At 63.6% G+C, this 24,423-nt stretch carries 14 protein-coding genes; 3 read left to right on the top strand and 11 right to left on the bottom strand.

The features are described 5' to 3' along the window. Positions 1-17: 17 nt before the first annotated feature. Positions 18-2,096 (bottom strand): glycogen debranching protein GlgX, encoded by a 2,079-nt coding sequence (gene glgX, locus V7S63_RS26530; RefSeq protein ID WP_336532504.1) that lies wholly within the window; start codon positions 2,094-2,096, stop codon positions 18-20. Positions 2,097-2,291: 195 nt separating this feature from the next. Here glgX and glgA point away from each other — a divergent pair, with 195 nt between their 5' ends. Next, a complete protein-coding gene (glgA, locus tag V7S63_RS26525; protein ID WP_336532503.1) occupies positions 2,292-3,824 on the top strand; it encodes a glycogen synthase GlgA in 1,533 nt (510 codons plus the stop codon). 74 nt (positions 3,825-3,898) lie between these two features. On the opposite strand, the gene V7S63_RS26520 is transcribed toward glgA, so the two are convergent. After that, complete coding sequence (locus tag V7S63_RS26520) at positions 3,899-4,108, bottom strand: DUF2934 domain-containing protein (protein ID WP_336532502.1); 210 nt, start codon at positions 4,106-4,108, stop codon at positions 3,899-3,901. 219 nt (positions 4,109-4,327) lie between these two features. Between V7S63_RS26520 and malQ the strand changes: the two genes are divergently transcribed. Continuing rightward, a complete protein-coding gene (gene malQ / locus V7S63_RS26515; RefSeq protein ID WP_336532501.1) occupies positions 4,328-6,376 on the top strand; it encodes a 4-alpha-glucanotransferase in 2,049 nt (682 codons plus the stop codon). Between the two features lie 8 nt (positions 6,377-6,384). On the opposite strand, the gene V7S63_RS26510 is transcribed toward malQ, so the two are convergent. Beyond that, positions 6,385-6,591 carry a hypothetical protein gene (locus tag V7S63_RS26510; RefSeq protein ID WP_336532500.1) on the bottom strand — a complete coding sequence of 69 codons (207 nt, stop codon included), beginning with the start codon at positions 6,589-6,591 and terminating at the stop codon, positions 6,385-6,387. 171 nt (positions 6,592-6,762) lie between these two features. Here V7S63_RS26510 and treY point away from each other — a divergent pair, with 171 nt between their 5' ends. Further along, the gene (treY, locus tag V7S63_RS26505) at positions 6,763-9,321 is read left to right on the top strand and encodes a malto-oligosyltrehalose synthase (RefSeq protein WP_336532548.1); all 2,559 of its coding nucleotides are present in this window, start codon (positions 6,763-6,765) and stop codon (positions 9,319-9,321) included. A gap of 5 nt (positions 9,322-9,326) precedes the next feature. On the opposite strand, the gene treZ is transcribed toward treY, so the two are convergent. The 8 genes from treZ to V7S63_RS26465 all read right to left on the bottom strand — a co-directional run bounded on the left by treZ (position 9,327) and on the right by V7S63_RS26465 (position 24,413). Further along, on the bottom strand, positions 9,327-11,084 hold the full coding sequence (gene treZ, locus V7S63_RS26500) for a malto-oligosyltrehalose trehalohydrolase (protein WP_336532499.1): 1,758 nt from the start codon (positions 11,082-11,084) through the stop codon (positions 9,327-9,329). Between the two features lie 31 nt (positions 11,085-11,115). After that, a complete protein-coding gene (glgB, locus tag V7S63_RS26495; protein ID WP_336532498.1) occupies positions 11,116-13,287 on the bottom strand; it encodes a 1,4-alpha-glucan branching protein GlgB in 2,172 nt (723 codons plus the stop codon). A 16-nt stretch (positions 13,288-13,303) separates the two neighbouring features. Continuing rightward, positions 13,304-16,567, bottom strand: a complete 3,264-nt coding sequence (treS, locus tag V7S63_RS26490) for a maltose alpha-D-glucosyltransferase (protein WP_336532547.1) — start codon at positions 16,565-16,567, stop codon at positions 13,304-13,306. 14 nt (positions 16,568-16,581) lie between these two features. Beyond that, positions 16,582-19,791, bottom strand: a complete 3,210-nt coding sequence (locus V7S63_RS26485) for an alpha-1,4-glucan--maltose-1-phosphate maltosyltransferase (protein WP_336532497.1) — start codon at positions 19,789-19,791, stop codon at positions 16,582-16,584. Beyond that, positions 19,778-20,014, bottom strand: a complete 237-nt coding sequence (locus tag V7S63_RS26480) for a hypothetical protein (RefSeq protein WP_336532496.1) — start codon at positions 20,012-20,014, stop codon at positions 19,778-19,780. Before V7S63_RS26480 ends, V7S63_RS26485 begins: the two co-directional genes overlap by 14 nt. Before the next feature lie 707 nt (positions 20,015-20,721). Further along, positions 20,722-21,348, bottom strand: a complete 627-nt coding sequence (locus tag V7S63_RS26475) for a hypothetical protein (protein WP_336532495.1) — start codon at positions 21,346-21,348, stop codon at positions 20,722-20,724. Between the two features lie 602 nt (positions 21,349-21,950). Continuing rightward, the gene (locus V7S63_RS26470) at positions 21,951-23,567 is read right to left on the bottom strand and encodes a GMC family oxidoreductase (protein WP_336532494.1); all 1,617 of its coding nucleotides are present in this window, start codon (positions 23,565-23,567) and stop codon (positions 21,951-21,953) included. A 60-nt stretch (positions 23,568-23,627) separates the two neighbouring features. Then, positions 23,628-24,413, bottom strand: coding sequence for an alpha/beta fold hydrolase (locus V7S63_RS26465; RefSeq protein WP_336532493.1), 786 nt, complete (start codon positions 24,411-24,413; stop codon positions 23,628-23,630). Positions 24,414-24,423 lie beyond the last annotated feature (10 nt).

Here is a 24,423-nt window from a genome sequence, read left to right as displayed (position 1 = left end):
CCGGGCCATATCGGCGACTACATCAGGACGATCAGCGAGCGCGGCGAAAGCGTGATCTCCTGATCGGCCTTGAGGCCCTTGCGGCCTTCGTCCGAATTCGGGCCGGTCTCGGTGTCCAGCACCACCGACCAGGACCCGCTCTTTACGCGCGGCGGGATCTTGAAGACGACCTCGCCATCGAAGGCATTGAACAGCATGAGCGCCTCGTCGCCGCCCGACTCGACATCCGGCATATGCATCAACAGCCCGATCGCGAGGACACCGGGGTCGTCCCAATGCTCTTCCTGCTGCTCGCCGCCAGCCGGGTTGATCCAGCGCAGCAGGCAGCCGTCGCGGAACGAGGCGCGGCGGAAGATGGGATGCTCGGCCCGCAACTGCAGGACGCGCCGGACGAAGTCGCTGAGCTTCTGGTCCCTGGCGCCGATCTCTTCCCAGCGCATCCAGGCCGTCTCGTTGTCCTGGGCATAGACATTGTTGTTGCCATGGTTGGAATGCCCATGCTCGTCGCCAGCGAGCAACATCGGCGTCCCATGCGACAGGAGTAGTGTCGCAAGCATGTTGCGCTTCTGGCGCTGGCGGACGGTGAGGATGCCGGGATCATCGGTTGGTCCCTCGGTGCCGTGGTTGAAGGACAGGTTATGGCCGTGGCCATCCTTGTTGTCCTCGCCATTCGCCTCGTTGTGCTTGTCGTTGTACGAAACCAGATCGTTCAGCGTGAAGCCGTCATGGGCGGTGATGAAGTTCACGGTCGCCCAGGGCCGCCGTCCGCGTTGGTCGTAAACGTCCCCCGACCCGGTGATCCGCGCCGCGAGGTCACGGATGCTACCTTCCTCGCCCTTCCAATAGGCGCGGATCGTGTCCCGGTACTTGTCGTTCCATTCGGCCCAGCCCGGCGGGAAACCCCCGACCTGATACCCGCCCGGACCAATGTCCCAGGGTTCGCCGATGAGTTTGACCTTGCGTAGCACTGGATCCTGCCCGATCGCGTCGAAAAAGCCGCCGCGCGGATCGAAGCCATGCGGCTCGCGACCGAGAATGGTGCCGAGGTCGAAGCGGAAGCCGTCGACCTCCATCACCTCGACCCAATAGCGCAAGGAATCCATCACCAGCTGCAGCACGCGCGGATGGCTGGTGTTGACGGTGTTCCCGGTACCGGTGTCGTTGATGTAGTAGCGCGGTTCCTCTGGCATTGTCCGATAGTAGGAGAAGTTGTCGATGCCCTTGAACGAGAGCGTCGGCCCGAGCTCGTTGCCTTCCGCGGTATGGTTGTAGACCACGTCGAGGATGACCTCGAGCCCGGCGTCGTGAAAGGCCCGGACCATCTGGCGGAACGAGGTTAGACCTGCCCTGCCTTCATAGCGCTGCATCGGCGCGAAGAAGCCGATACTGTTGTAGCCCCAATAATTCGAGAGGCCCTTCGAGATCAGGTGATGGTCGTCGAGATAGGCGTGAACCGGCAGCAGCTCGACCGAGGTGACGCCGAGGCTGCGGATGTAGTCGATCACCTGGTCATGACGCAACCCGTCGAAGGTGCCGCGTTCGGCCTCCGGCACGGCCGGATGGAGCTGGGTGAAGCCGCGGACATGCGTTTCATAGAAGACGGTTCGGTCCCAGGGAACGAGCGGCTTGGCCGGAGACTCAGGATCGGCCTTCCAGTCGCAGACGACGCATTTGGGCATGAACGGCGCGCTATCGAGCTCGCTGAAGCTGAGATCGCGATTCTCGCCGGCGTTTAGATCATAGCCGTAATGGGCATCGTTCCAGTCGAGGCTGCCTGCGAATTCGCGAGCGTAAGGGTCGAGCAGGAGCTTGTGAGAATTGAAGCGGTGCCCCTCTTCCGGTGCAAACCGGCCATGCACGCGGTAGCCATAGCGCTGCCCGGGACGAATTCCCGGCAAATAGCCATGAAAGATTTCGTCCGTATACTCCGGAAGCGTTATGCGCGCCGTCTCTGTCTTGCCGCTGTCATCAAACAGGCATAGCTCGACACGATCGGCATAGGCCGAGAACAGCGCAAAATTGGTACCCTCGCCATCGAAGTTCGCCCCGAGCTCGACTGGGGAGCCAGGCCTGACCTCGATCTGATCTTGCGACATGTCGTGATTGTCCTTGGATGCTGGCGCAAACGGCCAATTCTCGACAATCCGCCTTACGCGATGTCGCGCCAAGGGGAACGTGGCAGGAGGCCGGCAGTTCCAGATCGGCCCCAAGATTGCATGAGAATTTTGCACTGCATCATGGAACCAGCGACCGGCGTGCCGGTTGCGGGTTGGCAGTCTGGGAACCCTGTAATGGCCGATAGTCTGAAGCTTGCTGAAACGAGGACCGCGTCCTCGACATCGGCGCATGCACTTCACTACGCCCAGGCGGTCAAGGACGACCCGCAGGACATCCCATCTCCGCTTCCAGGCACAACCAAGCTGCTTTTCGTGACGTCCGAGATGAGCGACTTTATCAAGGCCGGAGGCCTGGGTGAGGTCTCTGCCGCTCTGCCGCGGCAGATGCGCTCCCATTGCGACGTCCGCGTCCTGATTCCAGGCTTCCGCCAGGTCCGCAGCGCAAGGCCGGTGATGGAGGTCGTGCGCCAGATGCCGGGCACTGCCGAACTGCCGCCCTGGTCGCTTGGCCGCTTTGCGACGTCCGATGGTCTGACGATCTACACCGTGCTCTGTGACGAGCTTTATGATCGCTCCGGTTCTCCTTACGGGCCGTTCGGCGGCAGCGAATTCGCCGATAACGACATCCGGTTCGCCCGCCTGTCACTTGCTGCAGCGGAGATTGCGGCTGGCGAGGCCGATCCCAACTGGAAACCCGACATCCTGCACATCAACGACTGGCCGTCCGGGCTCACCGCCGGCTATCTGCGCTGGAAAGACGTGTCGACGCCGACGATCCTGACGATCCACAATCTCGCCTATCAAGGTCTGTTCGAGCCTCGACGGATGGCCGCTCTTGCCATCCCTGACCAGGCATTCAGCGTCGACGGCGCCGAGTTCCACGGCATGCTTTCATTCCTCAAGGCCGGCATATTCTACGGCTCTCACGTCACCACCGTGAGCCAGACCTATGCGAGAGAGATCACCACCCCCGAGCATGGCTGCGGTCTCGACGGGCTGCTCAGAAGCCGGATGGAGGCAGGTCATCTGACCGGCATTGTCAACGGCATCGACGCCAGCTGGGATACGCTGATCAGAGGCGGGGCTACGAACGAGCAGATGGTCCGGCAGTGGAAGCGCCGGAATGCGACTGCGATCCGCAACGCATTCGCACTTCCGGAATCGAAAGGCCCGCTCTTTTCGATCATCTCTCGCCTCGTCCATCAAAAAGGCATTGATCTGTCGATCGAGGCGGCCGCGACGATCGTTGCCGCAGGCGGCCAGCTCGTCGTCACGGGTCAGGGTGAATCGCGTCTGGAAGAGGCGGTCGCGCATCTGGCAAAGCGCCATCCCCATGCAGTCGCAGCGCGGATCGGCTTTGACGATGCCGAGGCACGGCGGCTGTTCGCTGCCAGCGATTTTCTGCTGATGCCGTCCCGGTTCGAACCTTGCGGCCTGAGCCAGATGTATGCGCAGCGGGCTGGTGCGCTTCCGATCGCCTATCGCACGGGTGGCCTGGTCGACACGATCGAGGACGGCGTTTCAGGCTTCCTGTTCTCGTCGTTGAGCGGGGCGGGACTATCGGCTGCGGTGCGCCGCGCTCTCGATGCCTTCCGCTCGAAACGAGCATTCAGGCTGATGCGCGACCAGGCAATGTCCAAGCGTTTCGACTGGCGGCGTCCGAGCTTCAACTACGCTTCGGTGTATGCCCGGGCGCTTGGAGGCTAAAGCACTTTTCGCAGGCGGCGCGCTGGGGCGAAACCAAAACAGAATTGCGGGCTCGGAGGCCCGCCTATTCTCAACTACACGGCCTTCTTCGACCGTTCTTTCGTCGCAGCAGGCTTGTCGACCGACACCTTCTTGCTACGTCCCTTCGCAGCAGCCCCAGTCTTGGACTTGCCCTGCTCCGCCTCGCCGCGCGAGACGCGTTCCTCTGCCAGGCGCCAATGCTCGAAATCGCGGCCATCGGGACGACCCTCGGCCTCCCAGATGGCATAGGCTGTATCCCTCACGAGTTTGTCCCGACTCATAAGCTATCTCCCGGCTGCATCAGACGCTTCAAACAACCGCCACAGACCTCCCAAGTTCCGCAAAGGTGCGTTGAGGCTCGATCGCGTCAGCGGGGAACGGCGAGTACCTTTGCTGCGTTGCGACAGGCATGGTCCGGAGCGGCGATTTGGCGTTGCTCACAGGCTTTCAATGATATCTCTCCCGAGGCGGCTTAGCGACCGATGACAGACGAAAGCCTTCGTGAACTCGCGATCCGAGCAGGGGTAGCGCCCGATTGGACGGACCAGGCCGGCGCCATCCACCAGGTTTCACCAGCAAGTCTGCGCGCCATTCTCCTGGCGATCGGGCTCCCGGCCGACACAGGTGCGGCCATCGCCGATTCGCTGCAGATCGTCTCGATGCGAGAGGCCGGATCCGCATCGCGTTTCATCGTCTCGCGCGTCGGGCTGCCGATCACGCTGCCGTTTGCGCGAAAGGGAACCGGCGAGATTGAAGTGACACTCGAAAAGGGCGGGCGGCGCACGGTGTCGCCTCAGGCAAGCGGTAGCGAGGGAGCGATCCTGCCGCCGTTCGAGGAGCCGGGCTACCATATCGTTCATCTGGCGGAAGGTGATGTGACCGTGGCGGTCGCCCCAAGCCGTTGCGTGACGTACGGGGACCTGGCTGGCGGTCACGCCGGCTGGGGTCTCGCTGCCCAGATCTATTCCCTTCGCAGCGGGCTCGATGGTGGCATCGGTAATTTTGCCGGGGTCGCCGGACTCGGCCGGGCGGCGGCTGACAAAGGTGCCGATGCCCTGGCGATCAGCCCGGTGCACGCACTCTATGGCGCGCTGCCCGAGCAGTTCAGCCCCTATTCTCCCTCGACGCGGCTGTTCTACAACCCGCTCCATGCCGATCCGGCGGCAGCATTGCCCGAGGCCTACATCCGCGACGTCGTTGCGCGCAGCGGATTGGGCGAGGAGATGGAGCGTCTGTCGGTCCTGTCCGAAATCGATTGGCTAGAGGCGACGCCCCTGCGTCAGCGTCTGTTGAAAGCGCTGTTCCTGAGCCTGAGGAACTCGTCCGATACGATCGAGGCACGCCAGGATTTCGAGCGCTTCCTTGACGACGCGTCGCCCTTGCTGCGGGACCATGCGGCTTTCGAACTGCTCCACGCCGCTCAGCGCGAACGCGACCCGACAGCCCTGCATTGGCGCGACTGGCCGGCGCATTATCGCGACGCCGCGAGCGCCGAGGTTGCCGCCTTCGCTGCGAGCCACGCCGAGGAGATCGATCACCAGATTTTCCTGCAATGGCTGTCCGCCCGCTCCTATGCGGGCGCGCAGCAAGCCTGCCGCGAGGCCGGCATGAAGGTCGGTCTCATCGCCGATCTCGCCATCGGCATGGATGGCGCCGGCAGCCATGCCTGGAGCCGGCCAAGCGATGTGCTGATCGGCCTTACGATCGGCGCGCCGCCCGACTACTACGCGATCGATGGCCAGAACTGGGGGCTAACCACCTTCTCCCCGCTTGGGCTGGCGGCGAGCGGCTATGCACCCTTCATCGAGACGTTGCGGGCGAGCCTGCGCCATGTTGGCGGCATCCGCATCGACCATGTGATGGGCATGAGCCGGCTCTGGCTCATCCCGGAAGGCGCCGGCGCGCTCGAGGGCGCCTATGTCAGCTTCCCGTCCGAGACGCTGTTCCGTCTGATCGCGCTCGAGTCCTGGCGGCACCGGGCCATCGTGATCGGCGAGGACCTGGGCACCTTGCCTTACGGCTTCCGCGAGCAGCTGAGCGATCAGGGCATCGGCGGGATGCGGGTTCTCCGCTTCGAGCGGACGCAGAATGGCTATGTGCCGCCGAAGGACTGGGACGCACAGGCGGTCGCGATGACCAGCACGCACGACTTGGTGCCGACCGCGGGTTGGTGGGCGGGCTCGGATATCGATCCGTCAGACGGCGAGATCGATCATCAGGCGGTTCGCGACTGGGATCGCGGCATCCTCTGGGGCGCCTTCCGTGATGCCGGCATCGCTGAAGGCGATCGGCCGGCGCCTGACGATACAGGCCCCGTCGTGGATGCGGCGGTGCGCTATGTCGCAGCGACACCCTGTGCGTTGAAGATCCTGCCGGTCGAAGACGCGCTGGGGATTCGGACGCAGCCGAATGTTCCCGGAACGACGGTTGAGAAGCCCAACTGGCGACATCGGCTGGCCGGGAATGCAACCGACCTGCTCGAGGATCCGGTGGTTGCGCGCAGGCTTGGTCAGCTTGGTAAAGCCGGCTGACGATGCGATTAGACTTCGATGGCAGCCCGTCCGCTCCACTCTGCCTTTACCTGTGCGGGAGGCCAGTCTGTGATGCAGCGATAGTGCTCGATGGCGTCCTGCAACGCGCCATATTCGAGCTCTTCGACAACACCTCTCTCGACTGCGGCCAGGGCTGCGATCCGCATCTCAACCCGCTGCATGTCGAGGGGCGACCTGATCGGCGCAATATCCATCGGAGCACCTCCGATGCGCAAACGCGGCCATGCGCATGCGGTTCCGCCCGCCGCCGCTGATTTTTTGACCGCTGCGGAAGCGGCCGAACCGCCGCTGATCTCGAACGTTGACGAGGCGCGGGCATCGACGCCGCTCGAGCCGGGAGAATCACCTTGGACCAACTCAACGCGGTGGTCTCGACCTACCGCCTCCAGTTTCACCGCGACTTTCCGTTTTCGAAGGCCTGCGATCTTGCCGGCTATCTGCGGCAGCTCGGCATCAGCCATGTCTATTCGTCGCCCATTCTTGCGGCGCGTGCCGGTTCGCTGCACGGCTACGACGTCATTAGCTACGACGAGATCAATCCCGAGCTTGGCGGCGCCAAGGGTTTTCGCGCGATGGCCGAGGCGTTCCGCTGCGAAGGCATCGGCATCATCCTCGATATCGTGCCGAACCATGTGGCGGTGGGCGGCGATGATAATGCCATGTGGCTGGACCTGCTCAAGCGGGGGCGAGGCAGCGTCTTTGCAACCTGGTTTGACGTCGATTTCGATGAGGGCGATCCGGTCCTCGCCGGGCGGATCCATCTGCCGTTTCTTGGCGAGCCCTTTGGCGATGCACTCGATCAGGGCAAGATCGCGCTGGTCGACGACCCGTCCCGGCAGGGCTTTGCCTTGCGTTATAGCGAGCATCTGTTTCCCGTGCGCGAGGAAGACGATGCCGAAATCCGGGCGGCCGGAGGCGCCGAAGCCGAGTGGGACGGTGAAAGTCTCCGTGCCCTGATCGAGCGCCAGCATTACCATCTCGACTACTGGCGCAACGCCTCCGACCGACTGAACTGGCGTCGCTTCTTCGAGGTCACACAGCTTGCTGGTATCCGCATCGAAGAACCGGACGCGTTCGAGGCGGCTCATCGCCTCGCTTTCGCATTCTACGAAGAAGGGTTGATCGACGGCCTTCGGATCGACCATGTCGACGGGCTGTCCGATCCTGCGGGCTATTGCGCGAAACTGCGCGCGCGGCTGGAAACCTTGTCGCCACGCCGTCCGAGCTGGGCGACACCAGGCCCGGCCTGGCTAATCGTAGAGAAGATCCTGGCGCCCGGCGAGCATCTCCCCGCCGATTGGGGCGTTGACGGCACCACCGGCTATGATTTCATGGACCAGGTCGCGGCCCTGCTCCATGACGGCCGCGCCGAACCGGCCCTGGCGTCGCTCTGGTCCGAGGTCAGCGGCCGGCCGGCCGCCTTCTCCGACGAGGAGCAGAGTGCCCGGCGCGAGGTCCTCGAACACGGCTTCGAGGGGCAGCTCGAATATGTCGTCGACCGGCTCATGGCGCTGGCGGCGGCCGCCGGCCGCGACGTCGACATTCCGCGCGGCGCCATGCGGCGGGCGACGGCGGCGCTGGTCTGCAACATGCACAGTTACCGCACCTATCTGATCGGCGCGGATGGGATCGAAGATCCCGGGCCGTTCTTCCAGGACGCGCTCGAAACGACGCGGGCGCAGCCGCAGGCGGAACATCTCGCCCTCGACTTCATCGGCGCGGCGATGACCGGCCGCGAGTCCGAGCTTCCGGCCGACCTTCGCGCTGCGGCCGTGCAACGTTTCAACCAGTTGACCTCGCCATTGGCTGCACGCAGCGTCGAGGATACCGCCTTCTATCGGTATGGGCGCCTGCTCTCGCGCAACGACGTCGGCTTCGACGCGGCGCGGCTGTCGCTGTCTGTCACGGAATTCCACGACCTGATGCGAGAGCGGGTCGAGGCCCAGCCGCACTCGATGCTGGCCCTCGCCACCCACGACCACAAGCGCGGCGCCGATGTCCGCGCACGCCTCGCCGTGATCAGCGAGGATGCGCAGCGCTGGCGAGAAACGGTGGAGGGCTGGTTCGCCGTCAACGATGCCATCCGCCGGGCCGAGCTCGATAGGGGCGACGAATACCAATTCTACCAGATGCTCGTTGGCAGCTGGCCACTTGATGGCTCGGCCGTGGCCGGCGAATTCGCCGATCGGCTCAGCGCTTGGTGGCGCAAGGCCTTGCGCGAGGCGAAGCTGAAGACCGGATGGCTCTCTCCCAACGAAAGCTATGAGCAGGTTGCGGAGCTATTCCTGCGAGCCGCGCTCGATGCCTCGCGCAGCGCGACGTTCCTTCGATCGATCGAGGATTATGTCGGGACTATCGCGCCGGCCGCTGCGCTCAACGGCATCGTGCAGATGATCCTGCAATGCACGGCGCCGGGCGTGCCTGATACCTATCAGGGCACCGAGTTCTGGGATCTGAGCATGGTCGACCCGGACAATCGCCGGCCGGTCGACTTCCCAGCGCGCATACAGGCGCTGGGATCGGAAGCGGACGAGAACATGCTCCGCCATCGTTGGCGCGACGGCCGGCTCAAGCAGCAGGTGCTGCATCGGCTCCTCCAGGCGAGGCGTGCAAAGCCGGATCTCTTTATCGGGTCACCTTATCGTCCGCTGTCGATCACGGGCACGCGGCAGGATGATGTCGTCGCCTTCGTGCGCGAGACGCAGGATGCCGCTATTCTCGTCGTCGCGCCGCTGCGATGCGCCGCGATGGTCTCGCCGACGCTGACGCTTCCGTCTGCGTGGTGGCAGGACACGGCGATCGAACTGCCGGCTGTCGGCGGCGAATGGACGCCGCTCATCGGTGGCTCAGTGTCCGGTCATGCTTTGGCGCCGGGGGCGGCCGGCAGTGATTTTCCCTGCCGCATCGCGATCGCCGAACGATAGCGTCGTCAGTCGGACAGAAGAGCCAGGAACGACGGACCCTCGAGTTGCACCGCATCGGTTTCGAGGCCGGCAATTCCAAGCGAGAAGATCGCTCGGCCGGCGGGCGCTGGTGCTTTGACCGCCTCCTCGCCAAAATTCGCGAACAGAACGAGCGAGCGGCTGCCGAGGCGCCAGCTCGCCTTCAGCGCCTGCGCGCCGAGCAGCACGGCGCCCGTGCTGCGGCAATTGTCGAGATCGGGTACGATCAGGCCGCGCCGGACTCCGATCAGTTCGCGATAGAGTGCGAGCCAATCAGGCGCATCCTCGCCCGGCTGCGGTCGCGAGGCTTCAAAGGTGTCGGCTGCGTTCGGATCGAGCGCCAGCGGGTCGCTGCCATGGTCGTCATGCGCGAATTCGCGCTTGCGCCCTTCGCGGACCGCCTGGGCCAACTCTTCGTTGTGGTCGGTGAAGTAATAGAAAGGCGTGCGGCTGCCGTGCTCCTCGCCCATGAACAGCATTGGTATCTGCGGATTGAGCAGCAGCAGCGCTGCTGCGACCTTGACCTTGGCAGGCTCCGCCAGAGCGAGCAGTCGCTCGCCGAAAAGCCGGTTCCCGATCTGGTCGTGGTTCTGCAGGCAATTGACGAAGCGGCTCGGCGCGAGATGGCCGCTCGGCTTCCCGCGCGGCCGCCCCCGGCTCGGCGTTACCTCGCCCTGGAAGGCAAAGCCGCTCTCGAGGATCCGGGCGAGATGGCGCAAAGGCGCCGGCGCGAAGCTTGCATAATAGGTTTGCGTCTCGCCGGTCAGCAGGACATGCACGGCGTGATGAAAATCGTCGTTCCATTGCGCGTCATAGGCGCCGAGTAGATCGGCGTCATTGTCCTCGTTCTCGACGACGAGATGAATGTGCCGCTCGCGCGGCAGTGCCGCGCGAATGTCCTGCTCGAGCTCGAGCAGGAACTCGGCGGAGGGAATGGCGTGGACCGCATCAAACCTCAGCCCGTCGAAGCGGAACTCGTCGAGCCATTGAACCGCGCAAGCCCGATAGAAGGCGCGAACCTCGGGCCGATCGAAGTCGATGCCAGCCCCCCAGGGCGTCTGGCTTCCGGCTTTGAAGAACTCCGGCGAATGGGTGTGCAGATAGCAGCCATCAGGACCGAAATGGTTGAACACAACATCGAGAAAAACGCTGAGGCCGAGCTCATGAGCCCGGTCGATCAGGCTTTTGAGCTCAGCCGCGCTGCCGTAGGCCGCAGCGGGCGCGAATTGCAGCACGCCGTCATAGCCCCAGTTCCGGCTGCCGGGAAAATCGGCGATCGGCATCAGTTCGATCGCCGTGATGCCCAATTCCGCCAGCCACGGCAGTTCGCGCTCGACCCCGACGAAGCCGCCGAGCAGGCCGACATGCAGCTCGTAGAGGATCGTCTCCCGCCAGGGCCGGCCGCGCCAGTCGGGGCAGCGCCAGACATGATCGTCCGGCGAGACCAACACGCTTTCGCCATGGACGCCGCCCTCCTGCCGGCGCGAGGCCGGATCAGGTATGGCGGTGCCGTCAGGCAGCCGATAGCGATAGCGCGTTCCGAAGGGGAGATCTGCGCGGTATTCATGCCAGCCATTGGCGAGCGGAGCCATTGCCACCCCGGCAGATCCATCGATCTCGATTGAGAGTCTTGCGATGGCCGGCGCCCAGATCCGGAAAACGGCTTCGTTCTTCTCTCGCCACGCCCCGAAGCGAGGTATCGCGCTTGGGGATGCGGCAGCGATGTCATGACTGGCATCGAGCATGGCTAACCTCTCGCTTCATGGGCGCACCGACTCACGTCTCGGCGACGAAAACCAGCGTCGCAAGCGGCGGCAATACGAGATCGAGGCTGGCCGGATAGCCGTGACTGGCTGCATCCATCGCCCGGACACCGCCGCCATTCCCGACACCGGAGCCGCCGTAGAAGGCCGAGTCGCTGTTGAGCGCTTCGCGCCACGTGCCCGCCCCCGGCACGCCCAGCCGGTAGCCCGATCGTGGCACAGGTGTCAGGTTCGCCACCACGAGCACCGTCGGAGAGCCAGGCCTCTGGCGGACAAAAGCGAAGACACTGTTGTCGCGATCGTCCTGCACCACCCATCGGAAGCCATTCGGGTCGGAGTCGGTGGCGTGCAGCGCCGCATGCTCGCGGTAAATGCGGTTGAGATCCCTGATCAGGCGCTGCACGCCCGCATGGCCGGGATCCTGGAGCAGGTCCCAATCGATTTCGCCGTCGTGGTTCCACTCGCGCTCCTGGGCGATCTCGCCGCCCATGAACAGCAGCTTCTTGCCCGGGTGCGTCCACATGAACGAGAAGTAGGCGCGCAGCCCGGCCAGCTTGGTCCAGCGGTCGCCTGGCATCTTGCCGAGCAGCGAGCCTTTGCCGTGCACCACCTCGTCGTGCGAAAGCGGCAGGACGAAGTGCTCGGCGAAGGCATACACCAGGCCGAAGGTCATCTCATGATGATGGTGCCTGCGATGGATCGGATCGCGTGCCTGATAGTGCAGCGTATCGTGCATCCAGCCCATGTTCCACTTGTAGTGGAAGCCGAGGCCGCCCTCGCCGGTCGGACGCGTGACGCCGGGCCAGGCCGTCGATTCCTCAGCGATCATGATGGCGCCGGGATGCCGCTCCACCACCACCTCATTGAGATGGCGCAGGAAGTCGATAGCCTCGAGATTTTCGCGTCCGCCGTGGATGTTCGGCCGCCATTCGCCGGGATTGCGGCTGTAGTCGCGGTAGAGCATCGAGGCCACGGCATCGACCCGCAGGCCGTCGACATGAAAATGCTCGAGCCAGTGCAGCGCGCTGCCGATCAGGAAGCCTGCGACCTCGCGGCGACCGAAATTGTAGATCAGCGTGTTCCAGTCCTTGTGGAACCCCTCGGTGGGATCCTCGTGCTCGTAGAGCGCGGTTCCGTCGAAGCGCGCCAGGCCATGCGCGTCGGAAGGGAAATGCGCCGGCACCCAGTCGACAATCACGCCGATGCCCTCTTGGTGGCAGGCGTCGACGAAGATCGCGAAGTCCTCCGGATCGCCGAAACGCCGGGTCGGAGCGAAGAGGCCGAGCGGCTGATAGCCCCAAGACCCTGTGAACGGATGCTCCGCCACGGGCAAGAGCTCGACATGAGTGAAGCCCATCTCCTTCGCATAGGGAACCAGTCGAGCCGCCAGACCGCGCCAGTCTAGCGTCGTTCCGTCCGAAGCATGCGTCCATGAGCTGGCGTGTAGCTCGTAGATCGAGATGGGGGACGTCTCCTTATGCCGCGCGGCGCGCGATCTCATCCATGCGTCATCGCGCCAGACATGGGAGGGCTGCCGCGGCACGACGGAAGCCGTGCCCGGCTGGCGCTCGGCCGTCCGCGCCACCGGGTCTGCCTTATGCGGCAAGACTTGGCCGTGCCGGTCGACGATCTCGTATTTGTACAGTTCGCCGCTGCCGAGCCGCGGTATGAAAAGTTCCCAGATGCCGCTGCCGCCGCGCCGCCGCATGACATGGCGTCGCCCGTCCCAGCTGTTGAAACCGCCGATCACGGACACTCGGCTGGCATTGGGAGCCCAGACAGCGAAACGCACGCCAGGCACGCCGTCCACCATCGCAAGATTGGAACCGAGCACATCCGCGAGCCGCTGATGCCGGCCCTCGCCGATCAGATGGAGATCTAAATCTCCTAGCATAGGGCCGAAGGCATAAGGGTCCTCAGTGATTTGCTCGCCACCCGGCCAGGAGATTGCGAGCAGGTAGGCGCCTTCCCCGATCGGGCCCTCGAAGAGCCCGGCCGCATCGCGGGTGGACAGTTCAATCCGCTCGCGGTGTTCGCCTTGCATCACCGCGACGGACTGGGCGCCGGGCACGAATACGCGCACGAACCTTCCGTCAGGGCCCGGGTGCGGGCCGAGCACAGCGAAGGGATCACCAAATTGCCCGCGCGCCAGGGCTGCCGCGATCTCCGGATCCAGCGGCGGCATCCGCTCCAGTGTCCGATTACTCATTCGCAGCTTTCCCGCTCAGCAATCGGTCGATGAGGTCGGTCAACCCCCGCAAGGGGACGCCGAGCCAGTCAGGCCGGTTGCTAACCTCGTAATTGATCTCGTAGGCGGCCTTCTCGACCATGAACAGATCGAGCAATGCTCTATCATCCTTGGACCCATCGCCGCGCCGTTCGGCGGTCGCCTCTGAATAGGCTTGCAACAGCGCCTGAGGCATTCTCTCCCTGAACGCGGCCGCAAGGGTGGCATATGCGCCGTCGTGGCTTGCCGCGGCAGGGCTGCGGCGTGCTGCCTCGAGCGCATAATCGAACGAGCGCAGAATGCCGGCGACATCGCGCCAGCCGCTGTCCTTGGCCCGGCGCTCCGCCAGCGGCTGCGAAGGCTCGCCCTCGAAATCGATGATCATGACGTCGCCGCTCGAAACCAGGGTCTGGCCGAGATGAAAGTCGCCGTGGATACGATGAAGCAGGCTTCCTCGCCCGGCCTTGCACAGCCGCTTCACCAGAGCGACCAAGGCATTCTGGCGCGACAGGACGCTGTCGGCCAGGACCCGTTCGTCCTCGCCGAACTGATGACGCTGTCGGCCGAGATTTTCGCAAGCCGTCAGGACGCGACCCTCGATCCGCTTCACCCAGCGCTCGACCTGTGCGTCGTCGGCCGAAACCGGGGCGAAAGCGCCGTCGTCGGTCGGCTGCGACAGTGCGACATGCATCTCGCCGAGGCGGCGCCCGAGGATAGCGGCAAAGCTCTCAAAGGTCGAAAGCAGGTCGGCGAGATCGGCGCCCTCGCGCGAGAGCTCGTCGAGAACCCGGCCCAAATAGGACGCCGCCCAATCCCAGGCATCACCCTCGCCCGGGATGAACGCCTGGACGACGCCTAGCACCTCCTCCTCGCCCTCCTCCGGCACGTGGACAATCTCGCCCAGCTGAGCCGGCGCGTTGGCAAAGCCGCGCTCGGTCAGCGCGCGCATCATCTCCGCCTCTGGATGGCGGCCAGGCGCGAGCCTCCGGAACAGTTTCAGCATCACCTTGTGATCGACGACGACGGAGGAGTTCGACTGTTCGGCCGAAAGCCACCGCACTGGATCCTCCGGCACGATCTCGACGGCGCCAAACGCCGCTGTCGGCTTGAATGACACCACTCCCGACGCACTCCTGACTTCCGCGCCCGCCTTGAGGAGGCGAAGCAGTTCATGAATGAAGCCCGGCAATGCGAAGGCATCAGTGAGAAATCCGGTACGCCGACCGCGGCGCACGCGCGCAAGAGCGAGTTGCTGCTGCAGCGCTGTGGTGACCTCCTCATCCCAGCTGATGCCGAGCGGCAGAAGATAGCGCTCGCCGCCGCCGCCATGCGTCGCCTCGACCGCAACGAGCGCCATCTCCCGATTGGGGCCAATGCGCGCCGTCAGCGCCACGCGCGCGCTGTCGAGCTTTTGGTCCTTGGCCGCGAACCAGCGTCGCTTGGCGAGGTAGGGCGGCAGGATATTGGTCTCGAATTCGCGCCGGTGCTGCGGCGTGATCATCTCGTCAGGCCCGCCGCGCAGCACGAAGGTCGTGTAGTCGGGCATCGGCTCCGGCGCCTGCGCATGCCAAGACGGAGCCTGCGCACCTTCCACCAGGAGAAACCAGTAGAAGCTGTAGGGCGGCAGTGTCAGCAGATAGGTGAGCTGACCGATGGCAGGAAAGACCGAATTGCCGAGCATCTCGACGGGATGGCGGCCGGCAAACTCCGATAGGTCGAGCTCGAAAGCCTGCGCCGAGCGCGAGAGGTTGGAGACGCAAAGTATCGTTTCGCCGTCATGCTCTCGCAGATACGCGAAAGCCTTGCGATTCTTCGGATAGAGGAAGCGCAGCGTCCCGCGGCCGAAAGCCTTGTGTTCTTTGCGGACGGCCAGGATGCGCCTGGTCCAGTTCAGCAGGGAATGGCGATCGCGGGTCTGCGCCTCGACATTCACGGCGCTGAAGCCATAGAGCGGGTCCATGATCGGCGGCAGCACGAGGCTGGCGGGATCGGCCACCGAAAAGCCGCCATTGCGGTCCGGCGACCACTGCATCGGCGTGCGCACGCCGTCGCGATCGCCAAGGAAGATGTTGTCGCCCATGCCGAGCTCGTCGCCGTAATAGATCACTGGCGTACCCGGCATCGACAACAGCAGATTGGTCATCAGCTCGACCCGGCGCCTGTCGCGTTCGAGCAGCGGCGCCAGCCTTCGCCGGATTCCGAGATTGATGCGTGCGCGCCTGTCCGACGCGTAGAAGTTCCAGAGATAGTCGCGCTCCTTGTCCGTGACCATTTCGAGCGTCAACTCGTCATGGTTGCGCAGGAAGATCGCCCATTGGCAATTCTCCGGAATATCCGGTGTCTGCCGCATGATGTCGGTTATCGGAAAGCGATCCTCCTGCGCGATCGCCATGTACATCCGCGGCATCAGCGGGAAATGGAACGCCATGTGGCATTCGTCGCCGGCGCCAAAATAGGCCTGGGTGTCTTCCGGCCACATATTGGCCTCGGCCAGCAGCATGCGGTTGGGAAAGGTGGCGTCGAGCTCGGCCCTGATCTTCCGCAAGATGTCGTGCGTCTCCGGCAGATTCTCGTTCGAAGTGCCGTCGCGCTCGATCAGGTAGGGGACTGCATCGAGACGAAGGCCGTCGACGCCGAGTTCGAGCCAGAACTTCATCACCCCCAGAACCGCTTTGAGAACGGCAGGGTTGTCGAAGTTGAGGTCTGGCTGATGCGAATAGAAGCGGTGCCAGAAATAGGCCTTCGCCACCGGATCCCAGGTCCAGTTCGAGCGCTCGGTGTCGAGGAAGATGATGCGCGTGCCGGAGTAGAGCTTGTCGTCGTCGGACCAGACATAAAAGTTCCGGTGCGCCGAGCCCGGCCTGGCCAGCCGCGCCCGCTGAAACCAGGGGTGCTGGTCCGAGGTGTGGTTGATGACGAGTTCGGTGATGACGCGCAGCCCCCGCTCATGGGCCGCGCGAATGAAACGCCTGACATCTGCGGCCGTGCCATAGTCGGGGTGGACGGCCTTGTACTCGGAGATGTCGTAACCGTCGTCGAGGCGGGGCGAAGGATAGAACGGTAGCAGCCAGATGGCGGTTGCGCCGAGCTCGACGATGTAGTCCAGCTTGGCCATGAGCCCCGGAAAATCGCCGATACCGTCGCCGTTCGCGTCGAAGAACGACTTCACATGGAGCTGGTAGACCACCGCATCCTTGTACCATTGCGGATCGGCCGCGTCCGCCGCGACGGTCTGAATAAGGCTCGCATCCATCATTGAAACCTGCTCCCGGGCGTGATGCGCCAGATCGCAAAGGGCGTGTCCTGCGGATCGAGCCGGATCGTCTGCCATTTGCCATGCCAGTCGAAGCGGGCGCCGCGCATCAGGTTCTCAACGGCGACGGTGCCGTGATCCGGCAGTCCGAATTCCCAGAGCGGAACCTCGATCGAGGCGCCATGCACGCCGAACGGGTCGAGATTGATCGCGACTAGGATGATCTCGGATGCGCTGCCGACGCGCTTGCCGAAGTACAGAATGTTGTCGTCCGCCGCATTGTAGAAGGTCAGGCCGAGATGGCTTTGCAGCGCTGGATGGCTGCGCCGCAACTGGTTGAGCCGGGTAATCTCCGCGATGATGTTGCCCGGCGCCTGCCAATCCCGCGGCTTGATCTCGTATTTTTCACTGTCGAGATATTCCTCCTTGCCAGGGATCGCCGCGGCCTCGCAAAGCTCGAAGCCGGAATAGACCCCCCACAGGCCGGACAATGTCGCAGCCAGCGCCGCGCGGATCAGAAAGCCCGGCCGCCCTGAGCTCTGCAGAAAAGCCGGATTGATATCGGGGGTGTTGACGAAGAAGTGCGGCCGAAACAGGTCCCGCACCGGCGCTTCGTTGAGCTGCGTCAGATATTCCGTCAGCTCAGCTTTGCTGTTGCGCCAGGTGAAGTAAGTATAAGACTGGGTGAAGCCGACTTTGCCGAGGCGATACATCACCTTGGGTCGTGTAAACGCTTCCGACAGGAAAATGACGCCCGGATCGCGTGAACGGATATCGGAGATCAGCCATTCCCAAAACGGGAATGGCTTGGTGTGCGGATTATCGACCCGGAAGATGCGAACGCCCTGATCGACCCAATGCTGGACAACGTCGCGCAGGGCCAGCCAGAGGCCGGGAATCGCGCCAGGCCCATAGAAGTCGACATTGACGATATCCTGATACTTCTTCGGCGGGTTCTCGGCATAACGCATCGAGCCATCCGGCCGCCATTGGAACCAGTCAGGATGCTCGCGGAGCCAGGGGTGGTCGGGCGAACATTGGATCGCGAAGTCAAGCGCTAGCTCGAGCCCGTGCTTCGCCGCCGCCTCGACCAGAGCGCGGAAATCCTCTGGCGTGCCGAGTTCCGGATGGATGGCGTCGTGGCCGCCTTCCGGCGAGCCGATGGCATAGGGGCTGCCGGGATCATCAGGCGCTGGTGTCAGCGTATTATTTCGGCCCTTGCGATTGGTCGTGCCTATCGGGTGGATCGGCGGGAAATAGAGCACGTCGAAGCCCATCGCCTTGATCGCCGGGAGGCGGCCGATGACATTTCGAAACGTGCCATGGTGCGCGGGATCGTCGGTGATCGAGCGCGGAAAGAGTTCGTACCAGCTTGAAAACGAGGCGGCCTCGCGATCGGCATCGACCGGGTATATCTCGGAGCGGATGGTATGGGGCCGTGGATCGGCGCGCTCCATTGCGAGCCCGAGCTCGTCCGAGAGCAGGTTGGCGACCTGATCGCTGTCTGCTCCGACGAGCTGCTGCAGGTGCCGCTCGATGACCGGCCTGTCGGCAGCTGGTGCGGTTGCGGCAAATTTTTCGAGGATCAGCCGCCCTTCCCGGAGCTCCAGCGCGATCGGCACGCCGGCCGCGTGCTTCTTGCCAAGATCGCGCCGGAATGTGCCAAATTCGCTCCACCAGGCCATGATCGCAAAGACATGGCGGCCCGTCCGCAGCAGCGGAAATTCGCCGCGCCAGCGATCGTTGACCAGCAAGCGCATCGGCGCGCGCGACCATTCGCTCTCATCGACGGCGCGCCAGCGCAGCTCGGCCGCAAGCACGTCATGACCATCGCTGAAGATGTCGGCCTCGACCGCGACGACGTCACCAACCGTGCGCTTGGCCGCAAAGCGGCCATTGTCGACCGCTGGTGTCACGGCCTCGATAGCCAACCTGTCGGCATGGAGACCCATCCACTCCTGCGGTGGCATGACGGTCTCGTTCTGTACCGGCCGGGTCTTTGAGAGCGCGATTTGACTGCCCGTAGCCGAAGGCAAACGACGGTCGACATTCGTCCCCTGTGGCCTCGCCTCGACCTTTGCCGCCAGCCGATCCATATCGGGCTCGCACGCGTTGATCGGATCTCGATTGAGTAAAACGAGCCGAGCCGGGCGCTCATCCTCGACACGCACAATCGCAGCGAAATCGCTGCGGAGTTCCAGCCCTCGCATAGACCGTATGGCAGCGGCCGAATTTGTCGCGACAGCCCGGTTGAGCGCCCTGATCTGCTCTTGCAGTTCGTCCGTCCTGTGCGAGGAGGCTTCCTCAAAATCCTCTCGACGGGCTTCGATGAAGGGCGCTTCCATTTCGAATTCGAACCCCATCGGCATGAGCCACCCGTCGGCCAGCAGTGCAGCCGCACTCACCGCAAGGCTGTGCCGACGATCGAGATTGATGGCGGCCGGCTCGGTGATGCGTCCGCCGAACGGGTCCTCCGGAAAGCCGATCAATGGCGCGCTTCCCGCAAGATCGTTGTACTCTTGCATCAGCCAGTGTTCACCGCCCGTCCACCACGCCACAGACGAGGGCAGGTATTGGAAAGCCTTGGTAGCCTCGACCAGGTCTGGCCGCGGCCGCCCTGGCATCCACCCAAAGGCAGCAAAGGACCCCTGCGCGTCCTGCGCCGGCTGGAGGATGTCCTGCCAGAACTCGAGATCGAGCTCGGCCGCGTTATGGCAGCGGATACCGCTGATCCCTGCCCGCTGCCATCGCAGCAAGCGATCCTGCCAAAACAAAGTCAGTTCCCGGCGCACAGCTTCATCGACAAATCGGACGGTTTGCTCATGCTGGCGATGGATCGTGCGAGGATCGAGATTGGCCGCGGCGGCCTCGTGCCACCAGTCCTCGTGCTGTGCGACGAAGGGGCCCGTACCGTCAGCGCGATCAATAGCAACATCGATCCAGAGCTGCAGGCCGTGTGCCCGACAGTGGCTGTTCAGCCTGTCAAGCACGCCGGACGCCGGCTGCCCGGCGATTGAATCAATGTCATGGGTCAGAAAAAGATCGTCCGATGCAGAGAAGGGCCACGCCAAAAGGATATGAGAAAACCCCAATCGCTGAGCGCGTAGGAGATGGCCATCCCAGGTCTCAGGTCCGCCACCGAGCGTCGGATGCAGATAGTATATCCGCGGAGTTCCAGCTGAGCCGCTTTGCACATCATCCTCGATCATGCCACCTCAGAAGAACCGGCAGGTCCCGAGGGAGTTCCAAACGAAGACGTCTTGTTTCTGGCCTCGCATCGTCAGCTTGGGGCGCGTAACTACGCTGGCCGTGTTCCTTATCCCCGGTCGGGCAGCTGGCAGCCGCTTTAATCGCGAGCAGCAGCTTGCCATAGCCTTGGGCCGTCAGTTTCAAGGCCTGCTCGCGGATGAGGTCGTAGGCGTCGGCCGGCATCATCGTCGCCAAGGCCGAGATGTGCTCGACAACTCCTGCGGGCGAGGCAATCAGCCCATAGAGGCGAGCGAAGGCGGTAACGCCGCTCCCACTCCGACGAAGTAGGATTGCAGAAGCTGACGTCCGGCGAAGCCTCCAGAGCGTGATGGCTGCGCGTGCTTGGGAATTTCGATCGGCACCGCTTTAGCGCCAGCATTTGTGGCGCGTTGTGCGCTCTGTAGTCCGAGTGGGAACCCATCCCATGATCGCGCGTATAAAGCGTCGCGAGGGAGGTCTGCATGAGCGTGCACCGAGATTTTGAATGTCAGTTCTGTGGCTCGCCTGCCGTCTCGCTGCCCAGCTCGTTGTACGCTTCGGCGACCGTGTGTTGCGGAGCGTGCCAAGCGCCGATCGGGACATGGGAAGAATACAAAACCCACGTTTCGAATCGGGTCCTTCGGGCTGGCGCGATCGTGTGCGCCGATCCGATTGCCATTGGCGATACAACCAGGGAGCCGGGAACCACACCGGTCGCGGGCTCCGGCCAGTAGGCGAACGGCTCAAGCCGCGTGCTCGCGTTCATCTTCCGAACGTTGAAACTGCGGGCCACCGGCGAGCAGTCGATGCAACGACGGCCCGTGGGCCCGATCTCAGACATCACCGCGGGGGTCACTCGTACCGGCGGTTTGTGCTGAGTCCAGCGCCGCAGCCGCCTAGCTTGAGATCGATCAATCGGCGGCGCCGCCCGCTTTCTTGATAGCCTGGGCGCAAACAGTTCGACCGGCATCGGTTAGCGAGAACAGCTTGTAATCGGTTGTACGCGCCCAGCCCTGACGCACCGCTGAGAGTAAATGAGGCATCGCGGCGATGCCCCAAGCCGAAGTTGCATCTACAAGTACGCGATCAAAACGGCTTCGACCCATACGTTCGGCCAGTTCAACAAGAACAATCAGATCGCGCTTGCGTGCGCTATCCTCTTCATCTTTCACCCTCTCCAGAGCGTGTTTGGAGGCATAAAGGAGATCTGGTTGAACGTCATGCAGCCCAGCACGTTCAATCAGTCGGCTAAGCTGTTCAGAGTTATGATAGGGCCACTCCACTGGTAGGTACGCTCGGCCTGTATTGTGATCAAATCTAACCAACAGCTTAACCGCGCGGCCGTAAATATAGTCTACGCTGGCACAATTAGTGTGATATTGGACTGATTGTAATGCTTCTTCCTCCGAAAGCGCTCGCATGAATGGGGCTTCGTAGCCTCGGCCAACGGGCAACGAGAGCCGGAACGCTTCGACCACCAGGCGCGCCAGCGGGATATCCGTTACGTCGATATAGCCGCGCCAATCATACTCGCTCATCTGCCTCCCCTCTTCGGCAGCAGGATAGATGATTGGACGTTGATGAAGCAATCCGCCGAGGATGCCGAGTGGCGATCGATCCGTCAGCTCATTAGCAACCACAGAGCCCGCTTCTCGAATTAATCCGGCAGGTCTCAGCAGTCCAACTTATCAAAGGCAATATTCTTCAAGTCAGTTGCCCCCTGGCCAAGTTGAAAAGTCGATCGACGCAAAAGCCTCTTAGCAATACCCGGAACTTGGGGCACGGCAGGGTCTCCGAATGCATACACGCGCGACGGGCGAGGATATTAAGCGAGGCCGTGTCGTCCTGGCGCAGGCGCATGCGGCCAGGGATGAGGCACACCCAGCGCTCGGGGAAAATGGTTCTTCAATTCTTCGGGAAAATCCCTCTACGACGGACCTGGCTGTCAGCGCAGACACGAATTTTACGCGCCGACCGGACGATTTCACACGAAGTATTGCCACTGACCTTTTTGACGCAATCGGCGCATCGCGGCCGGTCCATCGAACGGAATTGCCCGGAGATGCGCGCCCCAGCGCCACTTAGTGGTTGCTGAAGCGCGGCCAGCGCGCGTCAGCATGGTTTGATTAGGAAGTTCGGCCTACAGCCCGTACTGCCGCCGCAAGATGTCGGAAGCGCGCTCGCCGATAACGGCGCAGGGGGCCATGGTGTTGCCGGTCGTGACGCGCGGCAGTACCGAGCCATCGGCAATCCGAAGGCCTGTGATCCCGTGAACCGCGAGCTTGGCGTCCACCACCGACATGTCATCGGACCCCATCTTCGCAGTGCCGCATTGATGCCAGTAGGTCACCGCTGCGTCCCGAATGAACGAGTCGTCGACTGACCGATCGTCGCCGGGGATACGCTCACCCCTAACGAAGGGTTGGAAGGCTTGGCTGCGACCGATCTCCCGGCTGAGCTTCACACAGGCGCGAGCCGCTTCCAGGTCGCGCGGATCCGACAGCATGTTGGCATCGACGATGGGCATGGTGCTGGGATCGGCAGATTTCAGGCGGATCCGGCCGCGGCTGTAGGGCCGAGCAAGTCCGGCGAACATCGTCCAGCCATGGGCCGGCACCGCCAGCTTTGCCGTCCGCTCACTCGGTACTGGGAACTCCACCTGACAGAAGAGCAAGTCCGGCTCGGGGAGGTCGGGACTGCTTTTCCAGTAGAGTTTCGCCTCGCTGCCACTGTTGCGCGGAGGAATCGGCTCACGGTATTCCCAAGTGCACCCGAAGGAGACGTGATCCTGCAGATTGCGGCCGACACCGGGAAGGTGTTGGACGACAGGAATGCCAAGCTGCCTAAGCTCGTCGCGATCGCCGATCCCTGACAGCATCAGCAGCTTGGGCGTATTGATCGCGCCGGTCGAGATCACGATCTCTGTTCCTGCCCAGACCGCTGTGATCGTGCCGGCGCGTTCGATCTCGACGCCGGCGGCGCGGCGACCGTCGAACAGAATTCGCCGTACGTTCGTCTCGGTGAGGATCGTCAGGTTCGGGCGATCGGCAATCGGCCGGACATAGGCCCGGTAGAGGGAGTGCCGCTTACCCTCCCGAACCAGCATGTCGGAGTAGGCAACCCCGCCCTCGCCCTCCATCATCGCGCCATTGGGATGATCGAAGCGGGGAATGCCGAGGCCTTCTGCCGCATCGAGCAGGGCGCTGGCGATGGGGCTTGGATCCTTCGCGGGCTGAATCCAGACCGGGCCGGTGGTGCCCCGGTATTCCGGATCCGGCTTGCCCTGCCAGTTCTCGATATTGCGATAGATGTCGAGCACCGAGCGGTAGCTCCAGCCGGCATCGCTCGTCTCGGCGGCGAAGTGGTCCCAGTCGCTGCGATGGCCGCGGGCCCAGACCATGACGTTTACGCTGGAGCCGCCGCCAAGGCCCTTGCCCATCGACATCGAGAGCGCCCGGCCGTCCAGATGCGGATTGGGCTCGGCCTGGAATCCCCAGTCGCGGTCCGAGCCGAGATTGGTGGGCCACAGAGAAGGGTTGAGCACTGACTCCGCTTCGTCATCCGGCCCGGCCTCGATCAGCAGAACACTACAGGCCGAGTTGTCGGCCAGGCGACGCGCGATCACGGATCCTGCCGAGCCGGCTCCGCAGATGATGAAGTCGTAGGTCGATTGGAGATTGGCGCGGCGTTCAGCCTGATTTTCGCGCGCGCGTCGTTCGAAACCCCCGGCGTCGCCAGGAGCGTGATTGTCAGTCATCGTTCGGTCCTTCTTGATTGCTTGGGGCTGCCCTGAGAGCAGCTGAATGCGGCTGGCCGGTTACTTTGCGGCAGGCGCCGCCTGCCGAGCGGCCTGGTCGATCACATCGGCCACGACCTTCGGCTGGGTCATGAAGAGTGCATGACTGGCCGAGACCTTCGTGATCTTGGCGCCGATGCGCTTGGCCATGTGGTCGAGCATCGCCTGGTCGAAAGCCTTGTCCTCGCTGGCGATCACAGCCCAGCTCGGCTTGGTCCGCCAGGCGGCGTTCTTCAGCTTGGTGCCGAAGGCGGACAGGTTGATGGGCACCTGCGAGTCCCGCATGAAGGCGGCATCGGCGTCGCTGGCATCGTGGGCGAAGCCGGCCTTGAACTTGGCGCGGTCGACGAAGGCGAAGCCGTCCTGCGTCTTGTCGAGTACGAACTCGGTCGCCGGGGCAAAGCCTTCGTATTGCTGGGCCGTCGTCTCGCCGGCATCCGGAGACAGAGCCGAGACGTAGACGAGCCCTGTGACCTTCGGATCGACGCCAGCTTCCGTGATGACAGTGCCGCCCCAGGAATGGCCGACGAGGATCGTGGGGCCGTCCTGCCGGTCGAGTGCCCGCTTGGTGGCTCCGACGTCTTCTTCGAGCGAGGTCAGCGGGTTCTGGACGATCGTCACGCGATAGCCGCGCGCCGTCAGCAGGTCATAAACGCCCCGCCATCCCGATCCGTCCGCGAAAGCGCCGTGAACCAGGACGACGTTCTTGGCAGGCTGCGCCGTGGTTGCGGGCTGGGCGAGAGCGGCTTGCGACAGGCTGCCGATAGCGGCTGCGGCGAGAAGGGTGTTGCGGATGGACTTGGGCATGACAGCGTTC

Source organism: Allobosea sp. CCNWLY174 (assembly GCF_037120455.1).
Classification (GTDB): domain Bacteria; phylum Pseudomonadota; class Alphaproteobacteria; order Rhizobiales; family Beijerinckiaceae; genus Allobosea; species Allobosea lupini.
This window is presented reverse-complemented; position numbering and strand designations above follow the sequence as displayed.

Bases quoted from the DNA above. Each gene is read 5' to 3' on its own strand.
- glgX (WP_336532504.1), bottom strand. From the start codon at position 2,096: ATGTCGCAAGATCAGATCGAGGTCAGGCCTGGCTCCCCAGTCGAGCTC.
- glgA (WP_336532503.1), top strand. From the start codon at position 2,292: ATGGCCGATAGTCTGAAGCTTGCTGAAACGAGGACCGCGTCCTCGACA.
- malQ (WP_336532501.1), top strand. From the start codon at position 4,328: ATGACAGACGAAAGCCTTCGTGAACTCGCGATCCGAGCAGGGGTAGCG.
- V7S63_RS26510 (WP_336532500.1), bottom strand. From the start codon at position 6,591: ATGGATATTGCGCCGATCAGGTCGCCCCTCGACATGCAGCGGGTTGAG.
- treZ (WP_336532499.1), bottom strand. From the start codon at position 11,084: ATGCTCGATGCCAGTCATGACATCGCTGCCGCATCCCCAAGCGCGATA.
- glgB (WP_336532498.1), bottom strand. From the start codon at position 13,287: ATGCCGCCGCTGGATCCGGAGATCGCGGCAGCCCTGGCGCGCGGGCAA.
- V7S63_RS26485 (WP_336532497.1), bottom strand. From the start codon at position 19,791: ATGATCGAGGATGATGTGCAAAGCGGCTCAGCTGGAACTCCGCGGATA.
- V7S63_RS26480 (WP_336532496.1), bottom strand. From the start codon at position 20,014: ATGCCGGCCGACGCCTACGACCTCATCCGCGAGCAGGCCTTGAAACTG.
- V7S63_RS26475 (WP_336532495.1), bottom strand. From the start codon at position 21,348: ATGAGCGAGTATGATTGGCGCGGCTATATCGACGTAACGGATATCCCG.
- V7S63_RS26470 (WP_336532494.1), bottom strand. From the start codon at position 23,567: ATGACTGACAATCACGCTCCTGGCGACGCCGGGGGTTTCGAACGACGC.
- V7S63_RS26465 (WP_336532493.1), bottom strand. From the start codon at position 24,413: ATGCCCAAGTCCATCCGCAACACCCTTCTCGCCGCAGCCGCTATCGGC.